This window comes from Streptomyces sp. NPDC093261 (assembly GCF_044753645.1).
Classification (GTDB): domain Bacteria; phylum Actinomycetota; class Actinomycetes; order Streptomycetales; family Streptomycetaceae; genus Streptomyces.
In genome coordinates, this window is sequence record NZ_JBIVNO010000025.1 from 20822 (window position 1) to 39527 (window position 18706).

An 18706-nucleotide genomic window follows, 5' to 3' on the forward strand; every position below is an offset into this window, starting at 1 on the left:
CTCACCGTTCGTCGGGGTCGCGGTCGCCGCGTGCGGCCTGTTCGAGTTCGCTCAGTACCTGCTCCTCCACCACGTCCGCCAGGGCGGCGACGGTGCGGGAGACCAGGACGTCGCGCGGCGTGAGGGTCACGCCGAACGCGTCGTTGGCCCGGGAGGCGATGAGCAGGGCGCGCAAGGAGTCGCCACCCAGCGAGAAGAAGTCGTCCTCCACGCCCACGGCAGCATGCAGGGCCTCCTCCCACAGGGCGGCCAGGGCCTCCTCGGTGGGGGTGCGCGGGGCGACGCGGCCGGTCGTGTCGTCCTCGGCCGGTGCCGGCGCGGGCAGTGCGGCCCGGTCGGTCTTTCCGTTCTCGGTGAGAGGAAAGCGGTCCAACACCACGAATGCCGAGGGGACCATGTGACCGGGCAGGGTGGCGGCGGCCAGGGCCCTGAGTTCCGTGGCGGCGGGCCGCTCGGCGCCCGGCTCGGCGAGCAGGTACGCCACCAGGCGTGGCAGGCCCGGCTCGTCCTCCCGTACGCTCACCACCGCGTCCAGCACGGCCGGGTGGCGCGTCAGAGTGGCCTCGACCTCGCCCGCCTCGATGCGGTGGCCGCGCAGCTTGAGCTGGTGGTCGCTACGGCCCAGGTAGTGCAGTTCGCCGCGCGCGTCGCGCCGCACCAGGTCGCCGCTGCGGTACATGCGGGCGCCGGGCGGGCCGAATGGATCGGCGACGAAGCGGGTGGCGGTGAGGCCGGGGCGGTTGAGGTAGCCGCGCGCCAACGACGGTCCGCTCAGCCAGAGTTCGCCCGGTACTCCCTCCGGGACCGGCCTGAGGCGGGCGTCGAGGACATAGGCGCCCGTGGCGGGCAGCGGGCGGCCGATGGGCGGCGCCGCGCCGTCGGGTTGCAGCGGGCCGGACCAGGTGGCGACCACGGTCGCCTCGGTCGGTCCGTAGGAGTTGACCATACGGTGGTGGAGGGCCCAGCGGGCAACCAGCTCCGGTCCGCACGCATCGGCGCCGACCACCAGGGTCCTGAGGTCCGGCAGCGTGCCAGGGGCGTCCGGAGGCAGAGTGGCGAGCGCGGCCGGCGGCAGCAGCGTGTGGGTGATGCGCTCGACGCGCAGCACCTCGGCCAGCTCAGCGCCGAGAAGGGGCCCGGGCGGTGGTACGACCAGGCGTGCACCGTGCGGCAGGGACATGCACAGCTCCAGCACCGAGGCGTCGAAGCTGGGCGTGGCGAAGGCCAGGACGCGGTCGCCGGGCGCCACCTGGTAGTGCTCGGCCTCCGCGGCGGAGAACGGCGCCAGGCCACGGTGGGTGACCACCACGCCCTTGGGGGTTCCGGTGGAACCGGAGGTGTAGATGACGTAGGCCGGGTCGTCGACGTCGAGCGTCCGGACCCGGTCGGCGTCGGTGGGGCGGTGCTCGGGCCCACCGTCCGCGGGCGCCGCGAGCAGGTCCGCGACCTCCGCGGCGTCGAGGGTCACGGCGGGGGCCGCGTCGCGCAGCATCCGGGCGACCCGCTCGGCGGGGTAACCGGGGTCCACGGGCAGGAACGCGGCGCCCGCCTTCGCGACCGCGAGCTGGGCGATCAGCATGTCCGCGGAGCGCGGCAGGACCAGGGCGACGATGTCGCCGGGGCCCGCGCCACGGGCGATGAGCCGGTGTGCCAGACGGTTGGCGTGTGCCTCCACCTCCGCGAAGGACAGCGTGAGGCCCGGTGCGCTGAGCGCCGGGGCCCTGGGCGTCCGGTCCACCGCGGCCTCCACGAGGGAGGCCAGGCCGGCCGGGGCGGCCGGTGGGGCGACCGGGCGCACGGGACCGCGCAGCAGCCGTGCCCGCTCCTCGGGCGGCAGCACGTCCACCGCGTCCAGGCGGGCGGTGCCCTCCGAGGCGGCCAGCACGTGCAGGGTGTGCAGCAGCTGGGCGGCCAGGGAACGGGCCGTGGCCTCCTCGAAGTAGCGGGGGTCGTAGCCCAGTTCGACGGCGAGCCGGTCACCGGGCGAGATCACCACGGTGAGCGGGTAGTTGGTGGCCTCCCGCGCATCCAGATCCCGTACGCGTACACCCTGCGCGCCGGCCGTCGTCTCGCCCACCGGGTAGTTCTCGAAGACGAGCAGACTGTCGAACATGGCTGTTCCCGGGGGCAGTTCGGTAAAGCCGTGCAGGTCCGTCAGCGGCACGTGGTCGAAGCGACGGTCCTCCGCCCGCGCCGTCTGCACCTGACGCAGCCACGCGTCCTGCCGTGCGTCGCCGTCCACGGTGATCCGTGCGGGCAGGGTGGTGATGAACAGCCCGGTGATGGTGTCGGCGCCGGGCAGGTCGGCGGGCCGCCCGGAGACAGTAGTGCCGAAGCACACCTCTCGCTCGCCGCTCCAGCGGGACAGCAGCAGCGCCCAGGCGCCCTGCACCACGGTGTTGAGGGTGAGGCGGTGGCGGCGCGCGAAGTCGGTGAGCCGGGCCGTCTCGTCCTCCCCGAGCCGCTTGGACAGCCAGGTGCCGGAGCGGGCCGCGGCGCCATGGGCGGGCCTGCGGTCATAGGGCAGCGACGTGGGGGCGGCGAGACCGGCGAGGACCTGCTTCCAGTGTTCCTCGGCCCGGCCGGCGTCGCGGCCCGCGAGCCAGGCGGCGTAGTCCGCGAACGGCCGGCGCTCCGGCAGGCGCGGCTCCTGTCCCCGGGCGAGTGCGGTGTGGGAGGCCGCGACGTCCGAGAGCACGTGGAAGACGCTCCACCCGTCGAGCAGCACGTGGTGGAAGGTCCACACGACCCGTACCTCCTCGGGGCCCAGCCGGACGAGGGCCAGCCGCAGCAGGGGCGCCCGGTCGAGAGCCAGGCCACGGGCCCGGTCCTCGGCGAGCAGCCGCTCCAGCTCCGTGGCGCGCTCAGGCGGCGTCAGGGCGCTCCAGTCGTGCTCGGCGACGGGCACGGTGGCGGTGCGCCGCACGATCTGGAGGGGGACGGGCACTGCGTCCAGCACCACGGCCGTGCGCAGGACGGGCGTGCGGTCGACCACATGCTGCCAGGCGGCCGCCAGCAGTCGGCTGTCGCGCACCCCGTCCATCACGAAGGTGATCTGCTCGACGTACAGGCCCTGTCCGGGCTCGTCCAGGCCGTGGACGACCATGCCCGTCTGGGTGGGGGTGAGCGGATAGACGTCCACCACCTCGCGTCCCGTGCCCACCAGCCGGTCGACGGCTGCCTGGTCCAGCGGGGCCAGCGGGAAGTCGGACGGGGTACGGCCGCCCGCGCCCGGCTCGGCGCAATGGCGCACGATCCGGCGCAGTTCGTCGGCCAGTTCGGCCGCGAGCCGGGCGATGGTGTCGCGCCGGTGCACCCGGCGGGAGTACGACCAGGCGAACTCCAGCCGTTCGTCGGCGACCCGGCCGACCACGTCGACGAGGTGGGGCCTTGTCCCCGCCCGGTCCATGCCGCCCGCGAGGGAGCCGTACCGCGTGTGCAGCAGACCGCCGGGCGCCGCCTGCCGGTCCTGCCGGCCGAGGTAGTTGAAGGCGATCTGCGGCAGGTCCGGCAGCCGCGGACCGGCCGTGGGGTGCAGGTGGCGCAGCGCCCCGTAGCCGATTCCGCCCCGTGGCACGGCACGCAGGCCCTCCTTGACGGACTTCAGGGCCGTGCCCGTGTCCGCGCCGCCGGGAACGTGGAGGGCGACGGGGTACATGGTGGTGAACCAGCCGACCGTACGGGACAGATCGACGTCGCCGAAGACGTCCTGCCGGCCGTGTCCTTCCAGGGCCACCGTCACCCGGTCCCGTCCCGTCCAGCGGGTCAGGACCCGGCCCAGGGCGCACAGCAGGACGTCGTTGATCCGGGTGCGGTAGACGTCCGGCACGTCCTGGAGCAGCCGGCGGGTCTCATCGTCGTCCAGGGTCACCGTGAGGGTGTCCTCATCCGCCGCGGTGTTGCCGCCGTCGGCGATATCGGCCGGAAGTCCGGGGTCCCCTTCCAGGCCCTGCCAGTGGGCCAGTTCGTCGTCGAAGGCGCCGGCCACGGTGTGCGCGGCGAGCCGGGTGGCCCATGCGCGGAAGGACGTCGTCTTCGGACCGAGGTCCACCGCGTTCCCGGCCCTCAGAGCCCGGTAGGCGCCGTCCAGGTCCTCCAGGATCACCCGCCAGGACACCGCGTCCACCACCAGGTGGTGAGCGGCCAGCAGCAGCACCGGGCGCCGGCCGCCGCCCGGGCGGCACAGGGCCGCCTTGAGCAGCGGGCCTCGGGCCAGGTCGAAGCCGGCGGCCAGCCGGTGCAGTTCCCTGTCGACGTCCTCGAAGGTGGCGCCCGGCAGTTCGCGCACCTCCAGGTGCGGTGCGTCACCGGGCGCGGTGCCGCGCTGGAGCCATCGCCCGTCGCCGGACCGCTCGAACCGCAGACGCAGCGCGTCGTGCTGCTCCAGCACCGCCGCCAGGGCGGCCTTCAGCAGCGCCCTGTCGGTGTCGTCGGCCAGGTGGAAGGAGATCGCCTGGGTGAAGGCCGCCGGGTCGCCGGTGAGCGTGTCGAACAGCCAGTGCTGTACGGGGGTGAGCGGCACCTCCCCCACGACCGCGCCCTGTTCGGCCTCGGTGGCCGGGACCGGCAGGTCATCGGCCGCCGCGGCCAGTTCGGCGAGGGTCTGGTGCCGGAAGAGGTGCCGGGGGCTCAGCGCGAGACCGGCGCGGCGGGCGGCGGAAACGATCTGGATACCGAGGATCGAGTCGCCGCCGAGCGCGAAGTAGTTGTCGTCCGTGCCGACTTCGGGCACGCCCAGGACATCGGACCAGATGGCGGCGAGCGTCCTCTCGGCGTCCGTGCGCGGAGACCGGTCACCACCGGCGGTCGGGGCGGACGCCCACACTGGTTCGGGCAGGGCACGCCGGTCCAGCTTGCCGGTGGCTCCGAGCGGCAGCCGCTCCAGGGGCATCACCAGCGAGGGGACCAGGTGGTCGGGGAGCGTGCGGGCCAGGAAGGCGCGCAGCGCGGCGGGGTCCGGGGCCTCGGGAGCCCGGGGCACCGCGTAGGCCACCAGCCGCCGGTGGCCGTCGTGCTCGACCACGCGGACCGCCGCCGCCGACACCTGCGGATGCCGGGCCAGCGCGGCCTCCACCTCGCCCGGTTCGATGCGGAAGCCGCGCACCTTGACCTGGTCGTCGGTGCGGCCGAGGTAGACGAGGTCCCCGTCCGCGGTCCAGCGCACCAGGTCTCCGGTGCGGTACATGCGAGTGCCGGGCGGGCCGAAGGGGTCGGCGAGGAACCGGGACGCGGTCAGGCCGGGCCTGCCGAGGTAGCCACGGGCCACGCCGGTCCCGGCGAGAAACAGCTCGCCCGGCGCTCCAGGGGGCACGGGACGCAGCCGGGGGTCGAGGACGTAGGCGCGGGCGCCGCCGACGGGGCGGCCGATGGGCGGGACACGGTCGGGTTCCGCCGGGTCGCAGGTGAAGGCGGTGGCGTAGACGGTGGCCTCGGTGGGGCCGTAGATGTTCATCACCCGGCAGCCGGGGACCGCCGCGCGCACGTGGTGGACGGTCCGCGCGGGCAGGCCCTCGCCGGCCAGGACGACAGTGTCCGCGGTGACCCGGACAGTGCCCTCCGCGAGCAGCCGGCCGAGGGCGGACGGCACGGCACTGAGCAGTCCCGCGCTCCATGGCCCGGGGCGCTCGGCCAGGGCCAGCAGGTCCCGGACCAACTCGACCCTGCCGCCGGACAGCAGCGGGGAGAGGATCTCGAAGACCGACACGTCGAAGTTGAGCGAGGTGGACGCAACCACATGGCCGAGCCCCCGGTCCGCGAACCGGGCTGCGGCCCAGTCGGTGAGCGCCACCACCGACTCGTGGGCGACCACGACTCCCTTGGGGCGGCCTGTCGAGCCGGAGGTGTGGATGACATAGGCGGGGTGGCCGGGCAGGAGGGTTCCGTGCCGCTCGTCGTCGCGTATGCCGACGGGGGACGCGGCGGCCAGGCGCTCGGCCCACACGGGGTCGTCCAGCACGATCCGCTGGAACGGTCCCTCCGGCAGCCGGCCTGCCGTCTCGGTGGTCGTCAGGACCGCGCCGGGCCGGACGTCGTCAAAGAGGAACGCGATGCGCTCGGCCGGATAACCGGGGTCCACCGGCAGGTAGGCGGCGCCGCTCTTCAGGATCGCCAGCATCGCCACGATCAGCTCGGTGGTGCGGGGCAGTGCCAGGGCGACGAACCGCTCGGGCCCGGCCCCGGCGTCGGTCAGCAGCCGCGCCAGCCGGTTGGAGCGCTCATCGAGCTCCCGGTAGGTCAGTCGCTCGGCACCCGCGCTCAGGGCCGGGGCGTCGGGCGTGCGTGCGGCCTGCTCCTCGAACACTTCGGGCAGGGTCCGCCGCGGTGCCCGCGCGACCGGCCCGCCGAAACGGTCGACGAGGCGTCGGCCCTCGGCCGCGTCGAGCAGCGCCAGGTCGGCCAGCCGACGAGCCGGATCGGTGGCCATCTCCGCCAGCAGCGTCCTCAGGCTCGCGCCGAGCCCCTCGACGGTGGCCGCGTCGAAGGCGGCCGGGTCGTAGTCCAGCGCGACGGCCAGGGTGTCGCCTGGCGCCACGACCACGCCGAGCGGGTAGTTGGTGGGCTCGAGGTCACGTTCCTCCTCCAGGGCCAGCCCGTGCCGGGCCGGGGTCTCGCGGTCGAACGGGTAGTTCTCGAAGACCACGATGCTGTCGAAGAGGTTCGTCCCGCCCGGCACCTCGCTCCAGGTCTGGAGCTGGGCGAGGGAGACGAAGTCGTGGCGGCGCGACTCCGACTGGGCGGCCTGCAGGTCGCGCAGCCACTCCAGCAGCTCGCGCCGCTCGTCGATCCGCACCCGCGTGGGCAGGGTGTTGATGAACACCCCGACCATCGATGTCACTCCGGAGAGCTCGGCCGGGCGCCCGGAGACGGTCGTGCCGAAGACCACGTCGTCTCCGCCGCCGTAGCGGGACAGCAGCAGCGCCCAGGCGCCCTGGATCACGGTGTTCAGGGTCAGTCCCGCCCGCGCCGCCGTCTCCCGCAGCAACGCCGACACACCGGCGTCGAGCGTCACGCGCACCGAACCCGACGACGAGCTGCGGTGTGCCTCGGCGGGCCGCCGGTCGCGGGGCAGCGCGGTGGGGGCGGAGAATCCCGCGAGCGTGCCGCGCCAGTACTGTTCGGCCTTCGCGGCGTCCTGCCGGGCCAGCCACCGCAGATACTCCGCGAAGGGCGCCCGGCCAAAAATCTCCGCGCGGCGGCCGGACGTCAGGGCCGCGTACCGTTCGCACACCTCGTCGAACACCTGGGCGGCGCTCCATCCGTCGAGCAGGATGTGGTGGAACGTCCACACCATCCGCACCCGATCCGGTGACAGGCGGATCAGGGCGAGTCGCGTCAGCGGCGCCGCGGTCAGGTCGACGCCGGCCTGCCGGTCCTCGGCCAGCAGCGCGGCAAGTTCGCGCTCACACCGCTCGGCCGGCCACGTTGACCAGTCGTGGTGGGTGACGGGCAGGAGGGCCCGGTGCTGCACGACCTGCAGCGGTTCGGCGGTCTCCTGCCACACCAGCCGCGTGCGCAGGATCGCGTTGGCGTCCGCCGTCCGCTGCCACGCCTCGGCGAGCGCGTGCGGGTCGGTGACGCCGGACAGCACCAGCTGCACCTGGTTGACGTAGGTGCGGCCGTCCGGGTCCATCAGGCTGTGGAAGAGCATGCCCGCCTGCATCGGTGTCAGCGGGTACAGGTCGGCGACCGCGCGGCCGTCCCCGACGACCCGGTCCAGGGCCGCCTGGTCCAGCCGGGCCAGCGGGAAGTCGGACGGGGTGCGGCCCCCCGCCTCGGGGAGCGTGCAGTGGGCGACGATCTCCTCCAGCGCCCGCAGCATGCCGTCCGCGAGGGCGGCGACCGTCTCCCTGCGGTGCCGACCGATGCTGTAGTGCCAGGTGATCTCCAACTGCTCGCCCTCGACGCGGGCCACCACGTCCAGCAGGTGCGGGCGCTGCGACTGAGGTGCCTCCTCACCGCCCAGGCCGCCGGGCACCCCGGCGACCAGGGCGCCGCGCTCGGGGGACCAGTCGAAACGGCCGAGGTAGTTGAAGCTGATCCCGGGCGCCGGCGCTCCGATGAGCCGTTCGTCACCGGCCAGGTGGCGCAGGGCGCCGTAGCCGAGTCCGCGGTCCGGTACGGCCCGCAGCTGTTCCTTGACGGACTTCAGAGCGGTGCCCCACTCCCCTTCGGGAACCTCCAGGGCGACCGGGAAGAGGGTGGTGAACCAGCCGACGGTACGGGACAGGTCGATGTCGTCGAAGAGCTGGTCCTCGCGGCCGTGCCCCTCCAGGCCGACGGCGACGGTGCGCCGTCCGGTCCACGCGGCAAGGACCCGGCCGAGCGCGGTCAGCAGGACGTCGTCGATGCGGGTCTGGTAGGCACCCGGCACCTTCCGCAGCAGGTCGTCGGTACGCCGCCGGTCCAGACGGACGGTCACCGCCCTTACGTCCGCCACGGTGTTGCCGCCGTCCAGGTCCACCGGAAGCGGTGCCGCGCTGTGCCGGGCCACCGCCTCCCAGTGCTCACGCCGCGCCGCGAAGCCGCCGTCAGCGGTGTACGCGCGCAGCCGTCGCGCCCACTCCTGGACGGAGGTGGTGCGCTTCGGCAGCCGGATCGGCTCCCCCTCCTGTGCCTGCCGGTAGGCGGTCTCCAGGTCCTCCAGCAGGATCCGCCAGGAGACGCCGTCGACCACCAGGTGGTGGACGGCGAGCAGCAGCCGGGCGTGCCGGGTACCACCGCCCGTGAACAGCCGTGCGGTCAGCAGCGGGCCGGTGTCCAGCCGGAACCCGGCGTGCGCCTCCCGGGTGAGGCGGGCCTCGGTCGCCTCGGCCGCCGCCGCGTCGAGCCCGGTGAGGTCACACACCACCAGCAGCTCCGGCGGTGCGGCGTCGGCGGCGAGGCAGTACTGGCGCCAGGACCCGTCCTGCTGCGCTGAGAAACGGGAGCGCAAGGCGTCGTGGTGGGCCCACAGGGCGGTCAGGGCGAGGCGCAGGGTGTCCGGATCCGGGACCCCGGCCGTCTCCACGACCACGCACTGGTCGAAGAACTCCGGGCGTGGCGGCGCCGCGTCGAGGAACCAGTGCTGGATGGGGAGGAGAGCCACCTCCCCGGTCACCCGCGCGGTGCCCGCGACGGGGGCGGCGGTGCCGGTCGCGGCGGCCAGGGCGGCGACCGTCGGGTGCCGGAACAGGTCCCGGGGGGTGAGCGCGAGACCGGCGGTGCGGGCGCGGGAGACGACCTGGATGCTGAGGATCGAGTCGCCGCCCAGCATGAAGAAGTTGTCGTCGGCGCCGACTCGTTCGATGCCGAGAAGGTCCGCCCAGATACCGGCGAGGACCCGCTCGGCCTCGGTGCGCGGGGCACGGTAGGGCGTGTCGCCGGCCGAGGACCAGTCGGGTGCCGGCAGCCGGCGCCTGTCGACCTTGCCGTTTGCGGTCAGGGGCAGTTCCGCCACCATCACGAACGCGGCCGGCAGCATATAGTCGGGCAGGTCGGCCGACAGATGGGCACGCAGGTCGGCCGGGCCCGGCAGGGCGGCGCCCCGGGCCGGGACGAGGTGGGCCGCCAGGCGCTTGCGTCCGGAGTGCTCGTACACCGACACGACCGCCTCGGCGACGGCCGGCTGTGCGGTGAGCCGGGCCTCGATCTCGGCCGGCTCGACACGGAACCCGCGGATCTTGATCTGGTCGTCGGCCCGGCCGACGAAGTGCAGTTCGCCCTCCGCGCTCCACCGCACGATGTCGCCGGTGCGGTACATCCTCCCGCCGGGCGGCCCGAACGGGTCGGCCACATAGCGCGCGGCCGTCGCACCGGGCCGCCCGGCGTAGCCGCGGGCCACTCCGGCTCCGGCAATGTACAACTCGCCGGGTATACCGGGCGGTTGGGGCTGCAGCGCTTCGTCCAACACGTACACCCGGGTGTCGTCCAGCGGACGGCCGATGGGCAGCGCCGCGGGAAGCGGGTCGCCCGCGCGGAAGGCGCGGCGGGTGGCGAAGGTGGTGGTCTCGGTGGGGCCGTAGCCGTCGACGACGGTCAGGCCCGGGCAGGCGTCCAGGACCCGGCGCACCACGGCACCGGGCACGGCCTCGCCGCCGGTCCACACCTCCCGCGCACCGCGCAGGCAGGCGGGGTCCTCCTGGGCCAGAAGGCGGAACAGGCCGGCGGTCAGCCACAGGCAGCGCACGCCCTGCGCGGTGATCGCGTGCCGCACGGCTGCCGCGTCCAGGTCCGACGGCGTCGCCAGGACGGCCGTGCCGCCGCGCAGCAGCGGCACCCACATCTCGTAGGTGGCGGCGTCGAAGGCGTGCGGCGAGTGCACGAGGACGCGATCGTGGCCGGCGAAGGCACGGTCGAGGGCGAGGGCGGCGACGTCCCGCTGGCGCACCGCGACGGCCTTCGGCGTGCCGGTGGAGCCGGAGGTGAACATCAGGTACTGGACGTTGTCCGGGTCCACCGGAGGAAGGGCCGGGCACACCGGCACGGGGGCGGTGTCGTCGCGGTCCGGCCGCAGGATCGGTCCGCCGGGGAGCACGGCGTGTGCCGTCTCCTCCCACGAGGCGTCGGTGAGCAGCAGGTGCGCGCCCGCCTCGGTCACCATCCGCCGCAGCCGCTCGCGCGGCGCCCTGCCGTCCAGGGGGACGTACACCCCGCCCGTGCGGGCGAGCGCGAGCTGGGCGACGACCAGCGTGACCGAACGGTCCATCAGCACGCCCACCGGGCGTTCCGCCGCCACGCCGAGCGCGGCGAGGCGGGCGGCCAGCGTTTCGGCCCGCCCCTGAAGTTCCCGGTAGGTGAGGCGTTCGTCCCCGGACTCCAGGGCGATGGCGCCGGGTGTGGCGGCCACCTGCGCGGCGAAGAGGTCCGCCACCGTCGTCCCGGGCGTGCCGGTGGCCGTGTCGTTCCACTCGTGGACGACCTGTGCGCGACGCTCGGCCGTCAGCAGCGGCAGCCGGGCGGGCGGGCGTGCCGCGCCGGTGGCCATGCCCTCCAGCAGTACGGTCAGGTACTCGGCCATGCGGGCGACGGTGGCCGCGTCGAACAGCCGGGGATCGTAGCCGAGGCGCAGGGCCAGTTCCGTGCCGGGGTAGGCCACCAGACTGAGCGGGTAGTTGGTGGTCTCGATGCCCTCGAGGTCGCTCAGGCGCAGTCCGTGCGCGGCGGCGAGCGCGTCGTCGACGGGGTAGTTCTCGAAGACGACGATGCTGTCGAACAGGGGTACCCGTTCGGGCAGTTCGGTGAGCGCCTTCATCCGCGTGAGCGGCACGTGGTCGAAGCGCCGGTCCTCGCTCTGGTCCTGCTGCAGCCGCTCCAGCCAGGAGAGCAGGGTCCCGGTGCGCGGCACGATGACCCGGGTGGGCAGGGTGGCGATGAACAGACCGGTCATGGCCTCGGCCCCCAGCAGCTCGGGAGGGCGTCCGGAGACGGTGGTGCCGAAGATCACCTCGTCGCGGCCCGCGTACCGGCCCAGGAGCAGCGCCCACGCGCCCTGCACCAGCGTGTTCAGGGTCAGGCCCGCCGTCCTGGCCAGCCCCTCCAGGGCGCGGGTGGTGCCTGGGGGCACCGTCACGCGGACCGCGCGTGTGGACTCCGCGCGGTGGGTCTCGCGTGGCTCGCGGTCGTAGGGCAGCGGAGTGGGATCGGTCAGGCCGGTCAGGCGGTCCTGCCAGTGCCGTTCGGCCTCCGCGTGGTCACGGTCACCCAGCCACGCGACGTAGTCGCCAAACGGTCGCCGGGCGGGCAGGATGTCGTCCGCCGAGGTGCCGCCGTCCCCCGTGGTGGCGGACAGCGCACTGTGGCACGCGAAGACGTCGGACAGCACGTGGAACAGGCTCCAGCCGTCGAGGACCAGATGGTGGAAGGACCACACCACCCGCAGGCGCCCGTCGGGGAGTTGGGCGAGCACCAGCCGCTGGAGCGGGGCCTTCGCCAGGTCGATGCCGAGCTCGCGGTCCCGGTCGAGCAGTTCCCTCAGCCGGCTCTCCCGCTCGGGCCCGGACAGGCCGCGCCAGTCCAGGTGAGTGACCGGCACGGGTGCGTGGCGCTGCACCACCAGCACCGGCTCGGGCACGTCCCGCCAAACCACCCGCCCGCGCAGGACCGGCGTGCGGTCCGTGACCCGCTGCCAGGCCGCCGCGAGGGTGTCCGGTTCGGCCACGCCGTCCAGGACGAAGGTCAGCTGCTGAAAGTAGACGCCGAGGTCGTCCTGGGACAGTCCGTGGAAGAGCATGCCGGCCTGGGTGGGCGTGAGCGCGTGGACGTCCTCCACCGCGCCGGGGTCCCCGTCCGCGATCCGGTCCACTGCGGCCTGGTCGAGCCGGGCGAGGGGGAAGTCCGACGGGGTGTGCCCGCCGGCGCCGGGTCGCGTGGCGTGCCCGGCGAGGGACGACAGCGCCTCGGCGAACCGGTGGGCGAGCGAGGCGACGGTGGTCTCCTTGTGCAGCTGCGCCGAGTAGAACCAGGTGAACTCCAGCGCGTCGCCGTCCAGCCGTCCCACGACCTCCAGGGCGTGCGGGCGTACGGCCAGCGGGTCGGCGTCCAGCTCCAGCGGGCAAAACGGGCGCTGGTACAGGCTGTCCGGCGCGGTGGGCAGGGAGAACCGTCCCAGATAGTTGAAGCTGATCTGCGCGGCCCGGGTGGGGGCCGGTGCGGAGGGGCGGGCCAGGTAACGCAGGGCGTCGTGGCCGATGCCGTGCCGGGGCACCGCACGCAACTGCTCCTTGACCTGCTTGATGACGGCGTCCCAGTCGGCGTCCGGCGCGGCGCCGAGCGCGACGGGGTGGCGGGTGGTGAACCAGCCGACGGTGCGGCTCGTGTCGATGTCGGTGAAGAGCTCCTCGCGGCCGTGTCCCTCGACGTCCACCACCACCCGGTCGTGTCCGGTCCAGGCGCACAGCACCCGCCCGAGCGCACTCAGGAGCACGTCGTTGGCCTGGGTCCGGTAGGTCTCCGCCAGCGTGCGCAGAAGAGCGGAGGTGTCCTGCGGGGTGAGGCGCACGGTGACTTCGCGGGCCGAGTCGTAGGTGTTGGGGCCGGCCATGTCCGTGGGAAGCGCCGTCTCGGCACCGGCGAGGGCCTCGGACCAGTACGCCCGTTCGTCGTCGAACCCGCCCTTGGCCGCGTGCGCGGCCAGACTCCGGGCCCAGTGCCGTAGCGCCGAGGTCTTCCTTGGCAGCGCCGCCGCCCCGTCGCGGCCACTACGGCGGGCGCGGTAGGCCCGGTCCAGGTCCTCCAACAGGACGCGCCAGGAGACACCGTCGACCACGAGGTGGTGGACGGCCAGGTGCAGGACCGGGGCCCTGCCGTCTCCCCGGTCGTGCAGGACGGCTCGCAGGAGCGGGCCATGGCACAGGTCGAACGGGCCCAGGTGCGGGGCGTCGGTGTCCGGGCCGGTGTGGTGCCGCAGGTGGAGGCGGGAGGTGTGGGGGTCGATGTGCCACCGGACGTCCGCCTCACCCTCACCGGTGAGGAAGCGCGAGCGCAGGGCGTCATGGTGGTCGGCCACGTCGTTCAGGGCGTTCTCCAGCGCCACCCTCTCGACACCGTGGGTGAGTTCCACCGACAGCGTCTGGGCGAAGTGGCCGGCTCGTTCGGCGGCGCTCGCGAACAGCCAGCGCTGGATGGGCGTGAGCGGTGCCGCTCCGGTGGGCCGGACTTCGGCCGGGGCGGAAGGCGGGTGGTTGCTCGCGGCGTCCGCGCACCGGGCCAGGGCGGCGACCGTCTGGTGGCGGTAGACGTCACGGGAGGTCACCGCGAGACCCGCCTGCCGCGCCTGGGCCACCATCTGGATGCTGAGGATGGAGTCGCCGCCGAGGGCGAAGAAGTTGTCGTCCGCACCGACCCGCTCCACTCGCAGCACGGCCGCCCAGATCGCGGCGAGCGTCCGCTCGGTGGCGGTGCGCGCGGCGACGTGGCGTGTGGCGTGCGCGGCGGGCCCGGGCTCGGGAAGCCGTCCGCGGTCCAGCTTGCCGTTGGGGTTGAGCGGCAGGTCCGAGAGGACGACAACGGCGGTGGGCACCATGTAGTCGGGCAGAGTGCGGCCGAGGGCACGGCGCACCGCCTCCGGCTCCACCCGCGCTCCCGGCGCCGGTACGACATAGCCGACCAGGCGGCGGTGGCCGTCGCTCTCACGGGCGGTGGCCGCCGCCTCGGCCACGCCCTCGCAGCGGCGCAACGCCTGCTCCACCTCGCCGAGTTCGATACGGAAACCGCGCACCTTGACCTGCTGGTCGATCCGGCCGAGGTACTCCAGCTCGCCGTCGGCCGTCCACCGCACCAGGTCCCCGGTGCGGTACATGCGGCCCCCCGGCGCGCCGAAGGGGTCGGCCACGAACCGGGCGGCGGTCAGGCCCGGACGTCGCAGGTAGCCGCGTGCCAGGCCTCCGCCTCCCAGGTACAACTCCCCTGTCACGCCCGGGGGTTGTGGGCGCAGCATCCGGTCAAGCACGTAGGTGCGGGTGCGGGCCACGGGCCTGCCGATCGGCGGAGCCTGCTCCGGCAGCGTGTCTCCGGCGAACCAGGCGGTGGCATAGACGGTGGCCTCGGTCGGCCCGTAGATGTTGGCCACCTCGCTGGCGGGCGTGGCCTCGCGCAGGTCGCGCAGGGTCTGCGCGGGCAGCGCCTCCCCGGCCAGGACGACGGTGTCCGGCTCGACGGCGGCGCCCGCGGTGAGCAACCGGGAGATGACCGACGGCACGCCGCTGAGCAGTCCGGCACGCCGGGGGGCCGGCGCGTCGGCGAGCGCCGGAAGGTCGGTGACCACCTCGACGGTGCCACCGGCCAGCAACGGGCAGAGCATCTCGAAGACCGACACGTCGAAGTTCAGCGAGGTGGAGGCCACCACGTGGGCCAGCCGGTCGGCGCCGAACCGGCGCGCCGCCCAGTCGGCGAGGGCCGCCACCGTACGGTGGGTGACCACGACACCCTTGGGGCGGCCCGTCGAGCCCGAGGTGTAGATGACGTACGCGGGATGGTCGGGGTCCAGTGGCCGGGGCCGGTCCGCGTCCGTCGGGACGTCGTGGGCGCCGGCGGTGTCGGCCGCCGGGTCCGCGCCGGCGCCGTCCAAGGCGTCGTCGCCGCAGTCCTCCAGGAGGAGCGCCTCGCAGCCATCGGGCAGCGCGCCCGCGGTGTCGCGGGCTGCGACGACGAGGGTGGGAGCGGCGTCGGCCAGCATGAAACGGATGCGGTCGGCGGGGTAGCCGGGGTCCACCGGAAGGTATCCCGCGCCGGACTTCAGCACGGCCCACAGGACGGGCAGCAGGTCGGCGGAACGGGGGAGGCAGAGCGCCACGAGTGTCTCGGGGCCCGCGCCGCGGGCGGTCAGCAGCCGCGCGAGCCGGTTGGCACGCCGGTTCACCTCGGCGTAGTCCAGCCGGGCCGTGCCGCAGACCACGGCGGTCCGGTCGGGGGTTCGGGCCACCTGCGCCTCGAACAGCGCCGGCAAGGTGCGGCCCCCCGTGCCGTGTTCGGCGTGGACGGGAGGGTTCCACGACTCCAGCAGGGTCCGCCGCTCGTCCTCCGACAGCAGCGGCAGCTCTCCCAGCGTCCGGTGCGGGCCGTCCGCCATGCCCTCGAGGAGGCGGTGCAGATGCCGGCCCATCCGGGCCACCGTGCGAGCCTCGTACAGGTCCGTGTTGTACTCGACCGTCAGTTCGCATCCGCCGTCAGGGCGGGGTGTGAATTCGAATACGAGGTCGAACCGCGCGGCCGGGCGGGGCAGCGGATGGTCCTCGATGCACACTCCCCCGGCCTGCGGCGGATGGGCCGGAGCGGTCTGCTGGACCACGAGCACCTGCACCAGTGGGGTACGGCTGGCCTCGCGGGGTGGGGCCAGTTCCTCGACCACGCGGTCGAAGGGGACGCCGTCGTGCGTGGAGGCGTCCAGCACGGTGGACCGCATGGTGTCCAGGAACCGGTCGACCGTGGCGGTGTCGTCCACGTCGCCGCGCAGCACCACGGTGTTGGCGAAGAAGCCGGTCACCTCCTCCAGATCCCGGCGGTTCCGCCCGTTGGTGACGGTGCCGAACGCCACGTCCCGCTGCCCCGAGTACCGGGAGAACAGCAGGGCCGCGGCTCCGGCGAACAGGGTGAAGACGGTGGTGCCCCGTCCTTGGGCCAGGTGCCGCAGCCGCGCGACAAGGTCCGCCGGGAGGCGATGGCGGTGCGCCGCCCCGGCGGTGGTTCGCACCGCGGGGCGGGGCCGGTCGGTGGGAAGCTGCAGTTGCTGCATGCCGGACAGGTGGCGCTTCCAGTACGCGAGGTCGGCAGCGTCGCCGCCCGCGGAGCGCCGTGCCTGCTCCCATACGGCGAAGTCCGGGTACTGCACGGCCGGTGTCGGCAGGGTGTCGGGCTCGCCGGACACCTCCGCCTCGTAGAGCGCGGCCAGCTCGCGGGTGAGGACGCCCACCGACCAGCCGTCGGTGACGATGTGGTGCTGGGCGAGCAGCAGCAGATGGTCGTCCAGCGCGCGGCGGACGAGCAGGGCTCTGGTCAGCGGTCCCGTCGACAGGTCGTGGGGGTGGCTCAGCTCCTCGGTCAACAGACGTTCGGCGGCCTCGGCGCGCCGGCCGGCGGGCAGCGCGCAAAGGTCCGTCGTACGCAGCGGGAGGACGGCGCTGGGGCTGACTCGCTGCACGCCCTGGCCGTCGACGGTGGCGAACGTGGTGCGCAGGGAGTCGTGGCGGACGGCGAGCCGTCGCAGAGCACGGCGCAGCGCTTCGGTGTCCAGCGGTCCGTGCAGCCGCAGCACCACACCGGTGTTGTACTCGGTGCCGCCCGGGGTGAGGTCGTCGAGGAACCACAGCCGTCGCTGGGCGCTCGACAGCGGCAGCGGCCGGTCGCGCGGGACGGCCGGGATCGGGTCCGCGGGCGCGGCGTCGGCCGGATCGTCCAGCAGCGGTGCCAGGGCGGCGACCGTCCGCGCGGTGAACACGTCCCTGACCGACAGCCGGACGCCCAGCTCCTCGCGGACGCGGGACAGCACCCGGGCGGCCAGGATCGAGTCGCCGCCCAGGTCGAAGAAGTCGTCCTCGGGGCCGACGGCGTCGGCCCCGAGCACGTCCGACCAGATCGCGGCCAGGGCCCGCTCGCCCGCGGTGCGCGGCGGGAGGTGACCCGAGGCGGGTGTGGGCCCGGGTGCGGGCAGCGCCCGGCGGTCGACCTTGTGCTGCGGGGTGAGCGGCAGTTCGTCCAGGACGACGACGGCGGAGGGCACCATGTGGGCCGGCAGGGCGCCGGCGACCGCGGTGCGCACCTGTGCCGGTTGCGGTGGGGCCCCGGCATCGGTGGGCGTGACGTAGCCGACGAGCCGCCGGTGTCCCGGTTCGTCCTCGCGCAGCACGACCACGGCCTCGCGCACACCGGGGTGGCGGAGCAGGGCGGCCTCGATCTCCCCCGGTTCGATGCGGAAGCCTCGGATCTTGACCTGGCGGTCGAGCCGGCCGAGGAACTCCAGTTCGCCGTCGGCGGTCCGGCGTACGCGGTCACCGGTGCGGTACAGCCGGGCGCCGGGCGGTCCGAAGGGGCTCGCGACGAAGCGCGTGGCCGTCAGGCCCGGGCGGCCCAGGTAACCGCGGGCCACACCGTCTCCACCCACGAACAGCTCGCCGTCCGTTCCAGGCGGTGCGGGCCGCATCGCCTCGTCGAGCACGTGGGCCTCGGTGCCGGGCAGCGGGGTGCCGATCGTCGGGGCGCCGCCGGCGGCGGCGAGCGGTCCCGTCCAGGTGGCCACGACGGTGGCCTCGGTCGGCCCATAGGAGTTGATCATGCGGCGGCCGGGGGCCCAGCGGTCGACGAGCGGTGCCGGGCATGCCTCGGCCCCGACGATCAGCGTGCGCAGATGGGGCGCGCCGCCGTCGTGTGCCGGGTCGGGCAGGGTGGCGAGGGCGGCCGGGGGTATGAGGGCGTGCGTGATGCGGTGCTCGTCGAGGACGGTGGCGAGTTCGTCGCCCAGCCAGGGCCCGTCCGGCGGGACGACCAGGGTCGCGCCGGACAGCACGGATATGCACAGCTCCAGGACGGAGGCGTCGAAGCTGGGGGACGCGAACTGCAGCACACGGTCGCCGGGGCTCACGGCATAGTGCCCGGCGGCGGCCGCGGCGAAGCCGCCGATGCCCCGGTGAGTGACCGTGACGCCCTTGGGGGTTCCGGTGGAGCCGGAGGTGTAGATGACATAGGCCGCGTGGTCGGCGTCCACCGCCGGGCTTCCCTGCTCCGACGGGGGTGCGGTGCCGTCTCCCATCACGTCACGGACGTGGTCCAGGTCGTCGAGGACCACGACGGGCGTGGCGTCGGCCAGCATCAGGGCGCGGCGCTCGGCGGGGTAGTCGGGGTCTATGGGCAGGAAGGCAGCGCCCGCCCGGGCCACGGCCAGTTCCGCCGCGACCAGTTCCATCGAGCGTGGCAGGACGAGCGCCACGGCCCGGTCCGGTGCGGCTCCGCGCCGTAACAGATCGTCGGCCAGACGCTCGGCTCGCGCCGCCAACTCCTGGTAGGACCAGGTCCGCCGGCCGTCGGTCAGCGCGGGGGCGTGCGGCGTCCGGGCCGCCCAGGCGGCGAACAGGTCGCGAAGCGGCGGATACGGCGCCGGACGGGCCGCACGGTCTTCCGGGGACGGGGTGGCCCGACCGGCCCGTGGCAGCGGGAAGGCAGGCTTGTCGTGCAGGTCCGTCATGGGTGAGGTCCTTCGGGCCGGGGACGAGGGAGCGCGGACACGGGCGACCGGGCAAAG

General features: G+C 74.3%; 1 protein-coding gene. It reads right to left on the reverse strand.

Translation table 11 applies throughout. The features are described 5' to 3' along the window. Position 1: 1 nt before the first annotated feature. Positions 2-18649: a non-ribosomal peptide synthase/polyketide synthase gene (locus ACIP94_RS33925; RefSeq protein ID WP_402434442.1), complete on the reverse strand. Its 18648-nt coding sequence runs from the start codon at positions 18647-18649 to the stop codon at positions 2-4. Between the last annotated feature and the right edge of the window lie 57 nt (positions 18650-18706).

What these genes read in the sequence shown, in the direction of transcription:
- ACIP94_RS33925 (WP_402434442.1), bottom strand. Translation starts at nt 18,649, where the DNA reads ATGACGGACCTGCACGACAAGCCTGCCTTCCCGCTGCCACGGGCCGGT.